Annotated in this window: 14 protein-coding genes; 5 read left to right on the top strand and 9 right to left on the bottom strand. The window is 59.0% G+C overall.

Annotated features, from left to right (window positions below):
• Positions 1-49 precede the first annotated feature (49 nt).
• The gene (locus HDG34_RS16235) at positions 50-3,016 is read left to right on the top strand and encodes a hypothetical protein (protein ID WP_184061267.1); all 2,967 of its coding nucleotides are present in this window, start codon (positions 50-52) and stop codon (positions 3,014-3,016) included.
• Positions 3,017-3,145: 129 nt separating this feature from the next.
• Here the strand turns inward: HDG34_RS16235 and HDG34_RS16230 are convergent, their stop codons facing one another.
• The 4 genes from HDG34_RS16230 to HDG34_RS16215 form a co-directional block, all read right to left on the bottom strand.
• Positions 3,146-3,364: a hypothetical protein gene (locus tag HDG34_RS16230; protein ID WP_184061304.1), complete on the bottom strand. Its 219-nt coding sequence runs from the start codon at positions 3,362-3,364 to the stop codon at positions 3,146-3,148.
• Between the two features lie 94 nt (positions 3,365-3,458).
• Positions 3,459-4,835: a hypothetical protein gene (locus HDG34_RS16225; RefSeq protein WP_184061266.1), complete on the bottom strand. Its 1,377-nt coding sequence runs from the start codon at positions 4,833-4,835 to the stop codon at positions 3,459-3,461.
• Positions 4,828-5,292, bottom strand: coding sequence for a hypothetical protein (locus tag HDG34_RS16220; protein ID WP_184061265.1), 465 nt, complete (start codon positions 5,290-5,292; stop codon positions 4,828-4,830). Before HDG34_RS16220 ends, HDG34_RS16225 begins: the two co-directional genes overlap by 8 nt.
• Before the next feature lie 13 nt (positions 5,293-5,305).
• Positions 5,306-6,571 carry a hypothetical protein gene (locus tag HDG34_RS16215; RefSeq protein WP_184061264.1) on the bottom strand — a complete coding sequence of 422 codons (1,266 nt, stop codon included), beginning with the start codon at positions 6,569-6,571 and terminating at the stop codon, positions 5,306-5,308.
• A 172-nt stretch (positions 6,572-6,743) separates the two neighbouring features.
• On the opposite strand from HDG34_RS16215, the gene HDG34_RS16210 reads away from it, so the two are divergent.
• Positions 6,744-8,573, top strand: coding sequence for a hypothetical protein (locus tag HDG34_RS16210; protein ID WP_184061263.1), 1,830 nt, complete (start codon positions 6,744-6,746; stop codon positions 8,571-8,573).
• 112 nt (positions 8,574-8,685) lie between these two features.
• Here HDG34_RS16210 and HDG34_RS16205 read toward each other — a convergent pair whose 3' ends face one another.
• A complete protein-coding gene (locus tag HDG34_RS16205; RefSeq protein ID WP_184061262.1) occupies positions 8,686-9,321 on the bottom strand; it encodes a glutathione binding-like protein in 636 nt (211 codons plus the stop codon).
• 134 nt (positions 9,322-9,455) lie between these two features.
• Here HDG34_RS16205 and HDG34_RS16200 point away from each other — a divergent pair, with 134 nt between their 5' ends.
• On the top strand, positions 9,456-9,803 hold the full coding sequence (locus tag HDG34_RS16200; protein ID WP_184061261.1) for a helix-turn-helix domain-containing protein: 348 nt from the start codon (positions 9,456-9,458) through the stop codon (positions 9,801-9,803).
• A gap of 105 nt (positions 9,804-9,908) precedes the next feature.
• Here the strand turns inward: HDG34_RS16200 and HDG34_RS16195 are convergent, their stop codons facing one another.
• Both HDG34_RS16195 and HDG34_RS16190 read right to left on the bottom strand, forming a co-directional pair.
• The gene (locus HDG34_RS16195) at positions 9,909-10,739 is read right to left on the bottom strand and encodes an N-acetylmuramidase family protein (protein ID WP_184061260.1); all 831 of its coding nucleotides are present in this window, start codon (positions 10,737-10,739) and stop codon (positions 9,909-9,911) included.
• A gap of 114 nt (positions 10,740-10,853) precedes the next feature.
• Complete coding sequence (locus HDG34_RS16190; RefSeq protein WP_184061259.1) at positions 10,854-11,597, bottom strand: hypothetical protein; 744 nt, start codon at positions 11,595-11,597, stop codon at positions 10,854-10,856.
• A 366-nt stretch (positions 11,598-11,963) separates the two neighbouring features.
• On the opposite strand from HDG34_RS16190, the gene HDG34_RS16185 reads away from it, so the two are divergent.
• Both HDG34_RS16185 and HDG34_RS16180 read left to right on the top strand, forming a co-directional pair.
• Positions 11,964-13,010, top strand: coding sequence for a nitronate monooxygenase family protein (locus HDG34_RS16185; protein ID WP_184061303.1), 1,047 nt, complete (start codon positions 11,964-11,966; stop codon positions 13,008-13,010).
• 171 nt (positions 13,011-13,181) lie between these two features.
• Positions 13,182-13,973 carry a hypothetical protein gene (locus tag HDG34_RS16180; protein ID WP_184061258.1) on the top strand — a complete coding sequence of 264 codons (792 nt, stop codon included), beginning with the start codon at positions 13,182-13,184 and terminating at the stop codon, positions 13,971-13,973.
• Positions 13,974-14,072: 99 nt separating this feature from the next.
• On the opposite strand, the gene HDG34_RS16175 is transcribed toward HDG34_RS16180, so the two are convergent.
• The gene (locus HDG34_RS16175; protein WP_184061257.1) at positions 14,073-15,419 is read right to left on the bottom strand and encodes a hypothetical protein; all 1,347 of its coding nucleotides are present in this window, start codon (positions 15,417-15,419) and stop codon (positions 14,073-14,075) included.
• Positions 15,379-16,284 carry a hypothetical protein gene (locus tag HDG34_RS16170; protein ID WP_184061256.1) on the bottom strand — a complete coding sequence of 302 codons (906 nt, stop codon included), beginning with the start codon at positions 16,282-16,284 and terminating at the stop codon, positions 15,379-15,381. The genes HDG34_RS16175 and HDG34_RS16170 overlap by 41 nt, the downstream gene beginning before the upstream one ends.
• Positions 16,285-16,311 lie beyond the last annotated feature (27 nt).

The following is a 16,311-nucleotide window of genomic DNA, read 5'->3' as shown; positions in this document are numbered from 1 at the left end:
GACCTCACCCGGTACCTGAACAAGAGGGCGGCAATCAAGCGAGGAAGCGATGCCGAACAGTTTGTCGATCCAGTCAGTCCCGTCGGGCAGCCCCACCATCAACGACCTCATCCAGAACATCCTGCTGTATCAGTACAACCCGTCGCTCATCGCCCAGGTCAACTTCAACTACCTGGGCGAAGTCACGAACGGTCTCGTGAGCATCGTCGACCCAAGCAATCCCTACGTGCATGCGATCGAGACGGGCGCCGTGAACGTCGCGGCCTTCCTCCAGAAGGTCGAGGCGTTGAACCGCAGACAGTACCCCGTCGCCGCGCTACTCATGAGCGACCTGTACACCCATATGTCGGACGTCGACTATGTCGACCGCTTCGCGACACCTGCCGTGACCACATGGTCGATGATCGTTGACGAAACAGAGTTGCTCGCGAAACTGGTCCTGGACCCGACGACAGGGCTCAGGAAGCTCGTAATCCCGCGCAATACGTATTTCGTTGTGGGCAAAGTGCAGTTCAGCCTCCAGTACCCGATCGTGATCGAGCAGATGGCGCATGGGGGTCTTTCCATTACCTACGACACAACCACCACCTCCCCCCTGCAGACGCTTTCGTCGAATCTCGTGAGGTGGCAATACCGGCAGGCCAAGGACAAGCTCTGGGTCTACATGGAGTTCAAACTCCAGCAGTTCGACATCATCTCGCGCACGGGACCCTGCACGCCCTCGAAGGCATTCCAGCTGACCATCCCGATCAATGATCAGTTCTACTACTGCCGGGTCTATGCCCAGGATCCGTCGACGAACCACTGGGTCGAAATTGACGTCACATATTCGACCCAGATCTATGATCCCCTCACACCCACCGCGGTGGTCACGCTCTCGACCAATACCCAGACCGGCGCCAACCAGGCCGCGATCGCGATACCGCAGATTTACACGAGTTCTGGCCTGCTGAACCAGAACATCCGCGTGGACCTCTACGAAACCAAAGGTCCGCTGAACATGAACCTGTCGAACTATGCACCGACGGCCTTCAGCGCGACCTTCCTCGCGATCGACAAAAGTGACGAGACGATCTTCACCGCGCCCATGTCGACATTCTCGGCACTCATCGTCTACTCGGATCAGGTCGTGCTCGGTGGCACCAGTGCAGTCGATTTCCTCACCCTGCGGCAACAGGTCATCGACAACTCGGTAGGCCCCCAGTCCATTCCGATCACACAGGCACAGATCGACGATGTACTGGGCCAGAAGGGTTTCGGCGTGGTCAAGAATATCGACAACATCACCGACAGGGTCTTTCTTGCCACGGCACCGATGCCACAGCCGGCCGACGCCGAATTGATCACCGCAGCCACCAGCACCATTGAGACTGTCACACTGTCGGTGGCCGACGCGATCCAGAACAGTGCGGTGATCGACAATGGCACAAGCATCACCGTCACGCCCGCGACGCTCTACCAGAACAACAATGGCGTCGTCTCCATGGTCAGCGACAGCGTGGTCAACCAGCTGGAAGCCATGTCGGCGGGTAGCAAGGCACTCGCCATAACCGGCGGAAAATATCTCTATAGTCCGTTCTACTACGTACTCGATCTCACTGGCAACGAGGTTGCATGGCGTCCTTACCGCCTTGACAGTCCTGCGGTCGTCACCAGGCTCTGGGTAGGGGAGAATGACAGTACGGGCCTGCAGGTCAGCACCAATACCTACACGATCAGCTGCACCGCGACCGGGTACCAGCTCGTGCTCGCCACCACTTCCAGTGCCGCGTATCAGGCGATCGACGACAGCCAGGTGTTCTGCCAGCTTTCGTTCGTCCCGCCAGGGGAAACCGCGCGGGCCTGTCTGCAGGGGGGGCTGACCGGAAAGACCAGCGCGGGCGAACGGCTCTTCACGTTTGATCTGTCGACAAACTTCAATATCGACGCTGCGGGCAACCTGTCGCTCACCCGGTTCTTCATGTACAACGCGACACCGCGACTCACCGCAGCGGCATTGACAACCACGTTCGACGTCCTCTATCTGACAAGCTCGTCGATGCCGCCCGAGTGGCAGAAGGGAGCGGTGGACGGTGTGCTCGGCGCGTTTCTTGTCCCAGAGGGGACAGCGGGGATTACCAACGAGCAACTCGTCATCGGGTTCGGGCAATTCCTGGACACGCTCTGGGCACAGTGCAGGACGGTCGTCTCGACGCTTCAGTACCAGACGTACCAGACCAACATCCCATATTACTATCAGGAGGATGTCTACGAGGTCGATCCGGTAACCGGCAGCGCCATTACGATCGTTGACGGCGAACCGCAGTTCACGATCCTGCATTACAAGGGGGAACCCGTCCGGAACACCGATGGCACGCCGAGCTACCAGTTCAGGGTCGGCGACGTCATCCTCATCAACGGCAACCCGGTACCGGTGAATCCGAGAAGCGTCGCCCAGGAGCTCGACATCATGATGATCGATGCGGTCTACCGTTTCGCGACAGACTCGGTGGCGCCAGCGTACGTCGAGCAGCTTCTTGATACCGTGGTGGGGTGGCTGACGGGAGAGTTTGAGACCTTCAATGACAACCTGCTCGAAAACACCTCGCTCTACTATTACCCGGTCGCGAACATGGGCAGCGTGCAGGTCTGGGGACCGGACGGCATTCTCTACAACATCGACGCAGCCCAGAGCTTCCAGGTCACCTGTCTCGTCACGCCTACGATATTCGCAAACGACAGCCTCAAGCAGCAGTTGCAGACGATCACCATCTCGACCATCGATACCCAGCTCCAAAGCGACGTGGTATCAATGTCGGCCATCACCACAGCACTTAACAAGGTCTATGGAAACGACGTAATCAGCTTCGTGGTGTCGGGCCTCGGCGGCTCGCTCAACCTGAACACGGTCACCCTGGTGGACCGCTCGACCCAGCTCGGCATTGCCAAGCAGCTGGTGGCTAACGCCGATGGCACGTTAAGCGTGAAGGAAAACGTGATTGTCTCCTTCATCTCGTACAGCGCCACAACACGTTAGGACAGTGGAAGATGAGGGCATAAAGGGTCACCGTAGATATTCCACGGTGACCCTGGTAATCCAGTCATCGTGCAACCGGAAGCGGAGGTGCAATGAATTCGGGGTATCCGTCGGAACGACGACGCTGAATTACCGGCGGCTTCGATAGATCTCATGTCCCGCGTAGACGCCCATAAATACCCCGACAACCATGGCCCCCACGGCAAGCGATTCATCAGTCTGCCCGGAGGCTTCCATTCCCGTCGCGTATCGCCAGAGCCCAACGCCCGCCGCCGTCATGAGCAAGCTGAAGACCAGGCCCCATAACGGACCCGCAGCACGCGACCGTAAGCTGTCAAAGATCTTCATCATCACGCTCCTGCCTGTGCCTGCACCGACGCTTCTCATTATCGTACGCGGCAAGAATGGCGCCGACAACAACGAAACCCCTGATCCAGAACACTCAGTAACGGATTCGTTCGAGCCTGGCGCCAAGTTCCATCCATTCCACTGGTGCCTTGCCAGTTTCGTCGACGATGTTTTCCACAATGAAGTGCGTGATGTCTTTTGCAAGACGAATCGCCATCTGCGCGGTCAGCCGGATCCCGGCAGCATACGACAGCACGTTGTGCACCAGCACTCCCAGGTCGCTGACGTCCCGGCCCAGTTTGGCAACCGCGCTGAGCAGCGCAGGGCAGAGCATTTCCGTTACCTCATCAGACCCAAGATGGAAGAGGAGTTGGGTCACGGTCGTCTCAAGCGCCCCGACGTGCGAGTCCATTGAGGCCATCAACGGCGTGAGCTTTCTGAGCGACCGGATTGATTCGCTAATGTTGAGCTGCCGCTGGATCCGGGAGAAGGCCGTATAAAGCTCGTCGATGGCAGGCCGGTCGCGTTCCCGCTTGCGGTCGCCACCGTGCCTGAGATCGCGCAGCAGGGCGTTAAGTTCGTCCAGCGTCAGTGAGCGCCCCTCAAACTGGACGATCAGGGGTTTCTCCAGTTCGCTCAGGTCATGCAGCACCACGTGCACGTCGATGGCAGAAGCAGACTCCCTGAAATCCTTTTCGACGATCGAATCCAGCAGGTTCACACGCTGCCGGATGATCACCGCCAGACCTTCAACGAGCCCGCCGATCGCGCTGATTGCCTGCGAATATTCTCCGTTGTGAAGCAGGTCGAGAAACAGCTTTTCAGGGCCAGGCTGATCGCCATAGAAGTAATTCCTGGAAGTGCCCTGCACGTATTCGACTATCTGCTCGAACGACAGCTGGGCGGGACCACCGCCGTCGCGACTCCTGTACCTGCCCTGATGGGACGCCTTGAGTGCGTCAAGCAGTTCCTCGGCCACCTTCACCAGCGCCGCGATATTTTTCTCCGTCTCGCTGGCCGCTTCGTCGAGACTAACGTCCTTTTCCTCCTCGTCCGATCCGCCCTTAATCCACCTGATGGTCTTCCCGATCATGCGTCTGAGTGCGGCCAGCGCGGACTTGATGGCGTCCCAGATTCCGCTGACGATCGACTCGCTGGCGAGCGCGAGTCGCGTCCTGCCAGGCTGCAGGGAATAGAAGCTCATGGGTGCACCATCGCCAAAGTCCGGTGTGATGCGCAACCCCTCGATCGCGAGCGCCTGGCTCATACCGCGCTGCTTGCGGATCTCGGCACGCAACACGAGCAGATCCTCGATGCGCTCTTCCATCGCCGTGATGGCCTCCGTCTCTTCTTCGAGCTCCGGCGGCGCACCCGTGCCGATCGTCTCGACGATCTGCGGCACGACTTCGAGGTCAGTGTCATAGTCATCGACACCTGCGTTCAGGCCCGCGTTCATGCTCTGGTTAAACATGGCCGTCCCCCAGCTGCATCTGACGGATCAGCGCGAGCGCCTGTCCCGCAAGCGTATAGATCGCAACCAGGTGCTGGTTATTGAAGCAGCAGCTATCCTTGTCGACGTACGTCGCCACGCCAATCAGGTTATCGTAGAAGCCCGCACCGGGATCGACCAGAGCAAACGCCTCCGCATGCGCGGCGCGGTAACGCATCATCCAGAATTCACGCGCGCTCGCGAGCGCCTGACGCACGTCGAAGGCGACCTCCTCGTTAAACACCGCGATGTATCGCTGGACTTCAGACAGCACCGTGAAGTTGTAATGGGTACCGGGTGCCTCGACGGCGGTGGACGGCAGGGATACAACCCGCGAAACGGCAAGTGCGACCGCGGTGGCAATGACGCGGCTGCGGTGCTCCAGTTCGCGGATCTGGGTGTTAGTCGCGGCAAGGAATGGGACAAATTCGGCTTTCATGATGGGACCGTGGTCAGATACCGGTTTGCCGCAGTGCAGCGGCCTTCACGAAGAGATCGTTATTGGCGATGCTCTCGAGCTCCCGCTGGAGCTTTTCCTGCGAGATGCGCTGACGCCGCGACGACGAGAGAAAGTCGGCCATGTAGCTGAAGAGCTGCCGGCGATTGCTAACCGTCGCAAGTACTTCGTCAATCGCCGCGATGTCCTCCGCATAGTCCGCCTGCATTTCCTTGCTGAGCTTCGGATCCTTCATCCCCTCGACCAGCTGCTCACGGATGCGCTCATAACGCGTCTTTAGCGTTCCATACGCCTCTGTCTCGGCGCCTTTCGAATCCGCCGTGCAACTGGCCATCAGCATGGACCACGTGCCGCCCAGCGTGAGCGGCACGGCAAGCAGCAGAATCATTTTCAGCGATTCCGCATAGAGCCACGCGAGCCGGTTCCGATACGCAATATGGCCATCGATCCGGTTGAGCTTGTCGAGCCCCGTCACCAGGTCCCTGCCTGCACCGAGGCGCACGGCGAACTGGTCCGCGAGCGCCTCGAAGCCGTTCATGTCGAATAGCGGCATCCCGATCTCCGACTGCAGTTCGCGCGCAATGCTCGATACCACCACGATCTCGATGACCTTCCTGTCCGCCGATTTCGCCAGCATCTCCACGTCCAGATCCTGAAGATGGGAAACGGATTTCACTTTGGCCAGTACCGCTTCGCGATCCTTGACGCTGGCCGACTGGTCCAGCTTTTTCGACAGGCCAGCGAGTATCTGGTTGGTCGTCAGCGTATGGCTGATCAACTCGAAATACGCAAAGACGTGTCCAAGCTCATGCAGGACAATCGCTGCAATTTCCTCCGCTGACAGCTTCTTCTGGAAAAGCTGGGGTGGGACGATCAACACCGACTGCAGGTCGCTGAACACACCAGACACACGCGCATTCCTGCGATCCACCCGGCCGATGGGCCGGACCTGGCTCTGCGCAATCAGCTTGTCGGCATCCGCATTGGTCAGCATGTGCTGCCGGAAATAATCCCCCCATCTGCTTAACAGGACATGGTTCTTGTTCACGGCCGGCGGATAGACGACGGGGCCGTCCTCCATCCACGCCACCTTCACGTTCATGCCTGTGTAGTGCGCGATGAGCACCGGCAACTGCATGGCAGCGTCATGATCCGCAATCGCATCGGGCTTGACACCCTCCAGCTCCCGGAACAATGCGGCCAGCTCCCGGAAAAAGGCATCGCTCTGGAAATCGACGTCCTCACAGGCAATCTGCAGCATCGGTATTTTCAGCCACATGACTCGCGTCCTTTGTTCCCGAAAATTAAATCTGACCGGCGATCGCCATCGTGTGCTGGTTGCCACGACCGGCAGCCACGACATCACCGGCATTTCATAGGGATTCGCGAGCCGTCGTCCATCAGCGCTCATCTACAGGAAGCGGGAGTTCCCCATGTCCGGGACGGCCACCAGCAAACCGGTTGCCTGGGAATGCAGATTTGCCGTGTACTGTCCGCCACCCAGGGGCGAACGTGACGACTACCACCTCGTCAAGGAAATTGCGCACTACCCGGACGGCTCCGCGAAGCCGCACATCCGGCTCATCAGGAATTTCACTTTCCCGTTCTGGGTCACGAAACGCGCATTCAGAAACCATCAGGAAAAAAAAGAATGGGAGCTGCTCGAGCGGCTGAACCGCTTCGAAAGTACGCGCGCCAGCCAGAATATGGCCATCGCGAAGGCGCTGGAAATGCCAGGCGTACGGGACCCGCACATCCTCAGACGCTCGCCGTATCTGTACGGCGCCGATCTCCTGTCCACATCGGTGATCCGCAAGACGTACATGGAGCGCTTTCCCGCGGTGAACACGCCATATAGCGTCGCCGCTTTCGACGTCGAGACCGATGCTGTTCACGGCACCGGCGAGATCATCATGGCCACGCTCTCGTACCGGGACAGGATCATTACGGCCATCTGCAAGTCATTCCTCGCGAACCAGGGCGTGGGCGAGGGCGTGGACATCGAACAGGCGCTACGCGGCAAGCTGGATTACTATATCGGTGACGTATGCAGCAAACGCGGAGTGCGCTGGGAAGTCGTGCTGGCCGACAGTGCCGCCGACATCGTCCTCGCATGTTTCCGGAAGGCGCACGAATGGAAGCCGGACTTTGTCGCGATCTGGAATATCAACTTCGACATGCCGAAGATGATCGAATGCCTCGAGCACGCCGGGCTCGATCCGAAGGACGTATTCAGCGATCCGGCCGTGCCCGGGGCGTGGCGCCACTTCAGGTACAAGGTCGGCAGCAGCAGGAAGGTCACGGCTTCGGGCAAGGTGAGTCCGATTCCACCTCATGCGCAATGGCACACCGTCTTCTGTCCGTCCAGCTTCTACTTCATCGACGCCATGTGCGTCTACTGGCATCTGCGCTCGCAGAAGGGCAAGGACCCGTCATACGCGCTCGACGCGATCCTCAGGAAGACGTTCGGCGAGCGGATCCGCAAGCTCCGTTTCGAAGCGGCCAGCCATCTGGCCGGTATCTCCTGGCATCAGTTCATGCAGCAGCATCACCCGCTTGAATACGTGATCTACAACGTGTTCGACTGCGTGTCGATGGAACTGCTCGACGAAGAGAACAAGGACCTGCAGCTCACCTTGCCTGGTTTTGCCGGATGGACTGACTTCTGCAATTTCAACTCGCAGCCGCGACGCCTCGTCGACCGGCTGCATTACTTTTGCCTCGAGGAAAAGGACCGGGTCATCGGCACGACGTCGGATTCGATGCGCACAGAGCTCGACGCGCACGTTGTCAGTCCGTCGGGCTGGATCGTCACACTGCCGGCGCATCTCGTGGCCGATAACGGACTGTGCCTGATCGAGGAGGCGCCGACGCTTCGCACCTCGATCCGGGCGCACTCGGCCGACCTCGATGCACTCAGCTCGTATCCCACGGGCGAAGAGACGTTCAATATCAGCAAGGAAACCACGTCCCGCGAGCTTTGCCGTATCGAGGGAGTGAGCGAGCACACCCGCCGCATGCAGGGCATCAATCTGTCGGGCGGTGCGACCAACGCAGTGGAAGTTGCATGTGGGCTGTTCGGGCTGCCATCGCTCGATCAATGGCTCGATGCATTCGCCCGCACGAAGGGGTTGAAGTTCGTAATTCCGGCGTACTCGCTCGTCACGCGCCGGGACACAGCAGACGTCGATTGCAGCAATGACGATTCAGAAGATGATGAAGACCCGGGTGATGATTTCGAACGTGAGGATGGCGCAGAATAGAACCGCTCATGAACGGAGGGTTAGCCATTACGGCAACACTACCGGCAATTTGCTGCATCGAGTTTCTTTGACATGTGGCGGAGTCGCCCGAAAAGCTGCGTGACCTTGCGCTTCAGGAAGCTGCCGTCCGCTCTGCCGCCAGGACGCGCTGAACTGTCGGCCTCTCCCTGACACGTTCGTACCACGCCTGGAGGTGACAGTGCGAACTGAAGTCAATGTTCGCGTTGTACACGGACTTCATCCATGTCGCCTTTCCCCAACCCGTTAGCGCGAACAGATAGGCGTCAGCGATGGTGAAAACGTCGCCCATCAGAAACTGCTTCCCAGCTAACTGCCGGTTAATCCATTCGTACCTGCTTTCGAGCTTTGGCCTGGCGATATCGACCCATTTTCCCGCTGCCACGGCATAGAGCAGCGGTATGAAGCCTTTATGAACTTCAGAAGTCAAAAAATTGAGCCATTCGAGCAGCCTGTAGCGTTCAATCGTACCGTATTCAGGTATCAATCCAATCACGGGGCGTTGATCGGCAAGATACTGCGCGATGACTGGCCCTTCACGCAGAAAGGTACCACTGTCTAACTGCAGGAGCGGTACGTAGCCCAGTTCAGCAAGGTCGTAGTAGCAGGACCCGTCCTCCAGCAAATGCTTGCGGGCATCGACTTTGACGATCTCCGCATCCAATCCGGTTTCCTGCAGTACGATGCAAATCGCTTGTGAGCAGCTACCGGGTGCGTGATATAGCTTCATGCATGTTCCTCATCATTGAAAACAAGCCGCCACTTCTATGGCGCGGAAGCTAATATCTCCCAGCAAGGATAAAAAAGGAAGAAGGGAGAAAATTGTGATATAGGTACAAGAAATATACTGATGCGGAAAAATCGATGAAGAGAAGTGCGACAGGATGTTCAGTTGAGGAGGCAATGCGTTTGCTGGGTGGTCGCTGGCGCCTGCTGCTAGTGTCGTATTTGCTGGATGGGCCGAAACGGTTTAACGATCTGCGCAGAGATGTCCCGGGAATATCGCAGCGAATGTTGACGCTTGATTTGCGGGCACTCGAACAGGTCGGCCTGATCCAACGGACGGTGTTCGCCGAAGTTCCGGTAAAAGTGGAGTATCAGCTCACCACGGATGGCGAGCGTCTGAAGCCCATCGTCGAGGTCATGCGGGAGTTTGGACTTTGGCTCAAGGGCCGCCCAGAGATCGAGCCCCAAACTCCAGAGCTGCAATAGCTGGAGATTGCAGGTAATTCGAGCCGTCTCGTGATGCGGCATATCGGGATATCCGTTGCTGTGCCGGGTGCAGTCCAGTCGCCAGCGGAGCCTGTGCCCCGGCAACTATGGGTCAACGCGCATCAGAGCCGCGTAGGCGTCCTGCAGCTTCTGGGGATAGTTGTTCATGGTGACCGCCGCCTGCCCGTTGTACTGCAGGGCAAAGTGCAGCCAGTCTTTCGCCTTCAGGTAGCGCAACATCGCGCCGCTGTTCATATTGGTCACGAACCGCACGAACGCGTCAAGCTGATGGGACTCGCTCATCTGCATCGCGTTGACGTAGTCGGTCACGTTCGCATAGCCGAGCTCCGCAAACCAGTAGCCCATGATCTGGAAGAGCCCCCAGGAGCACGCCCGGTATGCGACGCCAGGATCGACGCCGCCGCCCTTGATGATCTGCTGGGCCTGTGAAAGACGCGTCCATTCGGCCGCACCGCCGAGATAGGCGCCGGCGGTGGTATTGATGAGCGTGGGATACTGGCTGACGAGTTGGGAAAGTTTCGCGGAGGGGAGCAGCGGGACAAGCTGCCTGTAGAGCTGAGCGCGCTCGAAGAGGATGATGCACTGACCGTTGTCGAGAAAGCCGGCGCCTTTGGCTTCGACCTGACACACGGCCTGCACGGTAGCGACATCCACCCCCAGCTTCGCGGCGGCCTGCTGGAACGCGGCCGCGCCGAGATACTTCTGGGCCATGAAGGGCGCGAGGATCGCCTGTGTGGCCGAATCGTAGATGCCGCTGACCGGCACGCCGATCTGGCTCTGGTACTTCTGCAGTGCAGAGATTGAGAGTGGCCCGAACTGACCGTCGATCTTCAGACTCGCGCCCGTCTTTTCGTTCAGGGCGCGCTGGATCTGCCGGGCTTGCGTGGAGGATGTACCTGAGGGAAGGGCGGGCATGGTCGGATTCTCCTCATCACCGGATGGAACCCTCGCCCGCGGCCCGTGAGCTGCGGATGGGCGAGGGGGTTCACAGGATGAGTGCGATCCGCAATTGAGAGGACTACCTGGCGACTACTTACCGAAGTACGCCGCCAGACGTGTGCGACCTTTTTCTGTCAGCCCATACTGCATCAGACGCTCGAAGTCGACCTGCCGCAGCGCGGTCTGGCGCGTCTTCGGATCCGCGAGTGTCTTGAGCAGGGTGATGATCTTCTCGAAACCGCGCCGCTGGTTCTTCGACAGGGCCACGCTGTCCCAGTAGCGGAAGAGGTGTGTCTCACGGAACGCGGTGTCACGTTCGCGGTGCAGGATGCCGAGGATCGCGGTGAGCACGGACCGGAAGTCCGCATCGAGCGTGTTGATGGCGGCGAAGACTGCGTTGCAAAGGCTCACCTGTTGCCGCATGCCCTCGGCCTGCGTGATCACGCGACCAGGCTTCATGATCTGCGCGTACTCCGTAACGGTATTGATGATCATCTGGCCTGCAATGGTCACGTCTTTCAGGCTGCCTTCCTGTTCCTGCTGCGCCTGCTCCTGCTGCTGTCCCGGGGTATCCGTGGCCGCTGGAGAGGTGCGCGCGCCGGGCGCGGGCGTACCAGCGCGCGCTGCTACTTTTCGCGATGGTATCGCAGACTGACCGTTAGTTGCCTTCGTGGCCTCGCCGGCGGAAACGGCCGGCCGCGTGTTGCCGCCCTGTTCACCTGGCTGGCTGACGTTGCCATCCTGCCTTGTGGGACCCCTCGCGGTCGCCGTCGTGCGGGCAGACGGATTGGCCCCTGGATCTGGACCCTCTGTTTCCTTCGGTTCATCGTTCATCTGCGGCTCCCGCGAAAAGGTTGACGGACCTGAGCTCGCCCGACAGGCACCCACGGCGCTCAGATGATTGATTTGCGGTAGTCCATTTTCGCGGTCTCAAAGACTTTCCCATGCACGGGAATTTCGAGACCAGTGGATCTGTCATAGTGCGACGCGGCAAAAGCTGTAAGATGCAGATGGCTATCGTTGTGCGGCAGAACGGCCATCGGCGGTCAGTTGCCATCAATGGCTGGATCGTCAATCGACTCGCGAATAGTGCAAATGGGATTGCACGAACAGTGCGAGGTATCTCACCTCACCTGTAATACGCGCATACGCGTGACGTCCAGATCAAAAAATATCACCCTCCTGCAAGCGAGATAAATGATGCTTCCGTCCCGCCTTCCTCTTGTTCAGGCTCCGATGGTCGGTTCTCTGAGCCCTCTCACAATTGCGGTCAGTGAGGCCGGCGGCCTGGGTTCGCTTGCTTGTGCAGCGCTTTCCCCTGCGCAACTGCGCGAACAGATCGGCTTGATTCGCGCTGGAACGTCAGCGCCGTTCAATGTCAATTTCTTCTGTCACACCTCGCCAGACACGGACGAGGAAGGTGAAGCGAAATGGCTCGAATTACTCGCCCCCTATTACAGGGAAATCGGCCTTGAACTGTCCGCTGCCCGGAAAGGGCCGGGTAGGGCACCTTTCGATGAGGCCATGTGCGATGTGATCGAAGAAACCAGACCACCGGTGATCAGCTTCCATTTCGGGCTACCCCGCGAGGGCATGCTTGCGCGGGTGAGGCGTACCGGGGCGATGATCGTGTCTTCCGCAACAACCGTCGAAGAAGCGCGCTGGCTTGAGAGTCGCGGTGTCGACGCCATCATCGCGCAGGGCGCAGAGGCCGGCGGCCATCGGGGCATGTTCCTCACCTCCGATATCAATGCGCAGCCCGGCCTATTTGCGCTTTTACCGCAGATCGTGGACGCGGTGAGGGTGCCTGTTATCGCAGCGGGCGCGATTGCCGACGGAAGGGGGATTGCGGCAGCCTTTGCTCTTGGCGCGAGCGCGGTGCAGATAGGAACGGCCTACTTGATGACGCCTCAGGCTGGCAGGTCCGGCATTCACCGCGCAGCCTTGCGTGGCTCGCGTGACGACACGACACGGCTGACCAATCTCTACACGGGCCGGCCGGCACGCGGATTGATGACCCGCTTCATGCACGAACAGGGACCGATGAGCGCGGTCGCACCCGCATTTCCGCTGGCAACTGGTGCAGTGGATCCGCTTCGCGTCGCGTTCGAGAAGAGTGGATGCAGCGATTTTTCGCTTCTGTGGGCGGGCGAAGCAGCAGCCCTGGCCCGCGAGGAGGACGCGGGACTTTTAACACGTCAGATCTGGGAGGAAGCACTGAAATGCGCGTCTGGTCTTCGTTTGTAGGAGAGTATCAGGTGATAGCCTTCAGCACCAATTGCAGGCGGATCTGCCACGTAGAACGGGCCGGGAACAGTCGGTCGACGGCGCTGAGATCGATTCAATAGGTGCGCATGGTTCTTCGCAGAATCGAATGCATATCAGCGTCGGCAACCATCAGGAACAAAAAACTCTCAAATGAAAAATCGCGTGATGTCGCAATCCATTCTACTTCAAAGAGTGACTGTCGCGATCTGCACCTTGCCCTTGTTCACCCTTGAGGCGCAGGCGTCGGTCAGCACGATTGAGTCTTCCACGCCAGTCTATTCTGCACAGGTCGATGGAACCCGACTGGAAAAAATTGTGGTGCCTCCCCAGGAACTGGAACTGGATATGAACGCCGCCAATTCAATCAGGTCTGAAGCTGGAGCCTTCAAGCCGGCGCGGTATTCATTTCCTAATGCCGCAGTCCCACGTACCGCCCTGGGACACCTACAGTCGATATACCACTACGATCGCCGACGGGATGTCCCTATTGTCTCGTCTGGTGGGGATTGGGTCATCGCAGAACACTTCGCGGCCGACTCGCATATTCCAACCTCAAGGTTCCGGCTACTCGGGACAAAGGTCCAGCGCCAGGAACAGCTGGATTCCTCGGGTCGAACCCGGAAGATCATACTCGTAGGGTGGTCGCCTGTTCGCTCGCTTGAAGATGAAGACGTCTCCGACCTTTCAAGTCTGGGACGGAATCCAGCGTGGATTCGCGTCTTGAGCGTGTCATCGGATGGAAGGAAGAAACTTATCGCCCTAGCATGGAGACGGGAAGGGCTCGAAGCACTCAAATCGACTGATGAAGAGCCAAATGAAAGGCAGCTTCAGTTCGGACTCCAAAACGGCACCGTACGCTGGCCTTCGATGACAGCCTTTACAAGGGCAAACGATATTGATCTGAGCGCGACAAGACTATCTGGAGAAAAGAAGTCCCCGTAGCCTGAACGTCATATTCTACAACTCCAGCCAGGCTCCCTGCGTTCGCATTGGCGACGACAGACTTCCTTTGGACGCTCATTTTCTATCCATTTCAGGTGTCTATGTAATAGCCTTCCTGTAGTCCATCTTTGCGGTCTCAAGCACTTTCCCGTGCATAGCGCCGAGACTCAATCCCATGAACGTGGACCCGTAGTCCGAGATCGCCACCGACAGCGCCGTGGGATTAAGCGAAAGACGGGCGCCCGCACACACCGAGCAGTAGTCGGTCTTCGCAAGCACGCAGAACATCGGGCTGCGCAACATGATCTTCTTGCCGAGATAGCCGCGGGCGGCCTCCTCGCTGTCGATCTCCTGACGACCGCCAGGCGTCACCACCGATGAACCCGGCAATTTGTAGAGGTTGTCTTCGTCGACTGTCATCTCGAGTCCGAGACGCGCACCACAGTCCTCTTGTGTAACCCCGAGGTTGGCCGAGACCCTCAACAGCCACTTCACGAGTTCGCCGCCGAGCGCCGTTTCCGCGCCGCGCTTGTACGAACCGGCCCGCAGGGTATCGTTCATGCTCGGGAATTTGCTGATGTCCCAGCCTTCGGCGAGGGACGTCTTCACGAGATCGGCGCGGGTCAGGTCGCCAAAGCCCGCTTCCATGCCCATCATCGAAAAAAGACGTGTTCGCACGACGTCCCAGGACTTCTTCGTGATAAGGAAATTCGCACCTTCATCGTCTTTCAGATATTCCTTGTCGTACTTCACCAGCTCCTTCATGATGCCGGCGACAACAGCGGGGTCATCGAGGTGATCCCGGTTCTGCTCGAGCAGCCTGTCGCGCAGCGCGAGAATTCCCGGGGCCGCCTGCATGGTTTTGCGCGTTACGGCGGGCACGCACAGCTGCGTAAAGGCAGTGAGCTGGAACATCGCGTTGGAGAATTTCACATACTCGCTGGTGTAGAGCGGAGCCTGGGTGCCCTTTGATGCCGTGCCTGGCGCGGGTGCCGGCGTGCTCCCCTTCACACCCACATCGGGGTCGTCAATCGTGCGCTTCAGGACATGGTCCTCGAGCTGGGCGGCGCTTACTCGCCCCAGCTGGAATTCGACGCGGTCTCCGAACGGATAGACAAGCACCAGGAAATTGAACAGCGTGTTGCCATAGGTCGTTCGCACATCGCCGCGCAGGTTCGGCACTTCGCCCGCCTTCAGGTCGATGGGGTCGCGGAAGCTGAAGGGCGGTTGGCCTGGCGTGGCATCCTCAATGGCCGTGAGGTCGTGGTCCTTTTCCGGATCGACAAAAAAATGTGCAGTAGGTGTCTGGACAATCCGCCACGGATACCGGTCCGTCTTCCAGGCATCCGGGTTCTCGCGCGTCTGGCTAAACGCTGAAATGACCCAGGCGCGGCGGCGATACTCCTCAGCCGCCATCGCCCTGAAAAAGAAGGTTCGCTTGTCCATCGTGGGGTGTTTCCGTTCGGATGGCCGTCGTCGCCCTGATCTCGCATTTCAGCAACAGATCGTTCGCCGCCACCGTCACCTTCGTGATGAGGTCGAGGTCGTGAAGCATGGTGTCGATGTGCGTGCTGATCACGCTGCGTGGGTTGCCGTTGCCATCACTGGAAATGAGCGCCATTGCAACGAGATTGGCAGCGACCACCGCAGGCGGCAGGGTTTCGAGTTCCGGCCCGATCATGTTGACGTAGAGGGCAAACGGGTATCCCACGTCCAGCCCGTCTGAAAAAAAGCGCTCCAGCAGCACCGGCGGTCCGTCCGCGAATTCCCTGAAGCGTCGCCATGCCTGAACATAAGGAGCTTTGTCCAGCCGCTCACCCTCGGGTATCCGGTCTTCAGCCTGGGCAATGGCCACCTCGACAATGCGCTGGATGGTCGGCTGGTCGACGCCGTGCAGGTCGACCAGCAGGTCCTCGGCCGGCGCGCCGGTAGTAATGCTCAGCACTTCAGCCAGCAGTTCCTCGGGATGCGACTCAAGCTCGCAGTGCCGCAGGATCGCAGCGGGATCGTGAAAACTCTCGATAGCTTTCAGGCCCCTGAGCAACACCGACAGGTGATCGACACGCGCCTCACCGGAAACCGTGACTCCAAGCGCCCTGAGCAATCCCACCTGGAGATCGTGTGTGGAGTCGTACACGTCCTGAACGGTCTGTCCGCGATCGACCACGTCGTCCATCATCAGGATCTGCACAAAGATATCCGCATAGTCCTCAATGCCGAATTCATCGAGCACGGTATGGGCCTCGTCAATCGTCTGCATGAATTCCGGGGACGACGCCTGCGCGAGGTAGCCCCGCAGGATGTCAATCATCTGGATTCCTCACGTTAAAAAATATCC

This window comes from Paraburkholderia sp. HC6.4b (assembly GCF_014200875.1).
Lineage (GTDB): Bacteria > Pseudomonadota > Gammaproteobacteria > Burkholderiales > Burkholderiaceae > Paraburkholderia > Paraburkholderia tuberum.
Note: the sequence above shows the minus strand (reverse complement) of the source record. Positions and strands in the feature narration are given on the sequence as shown.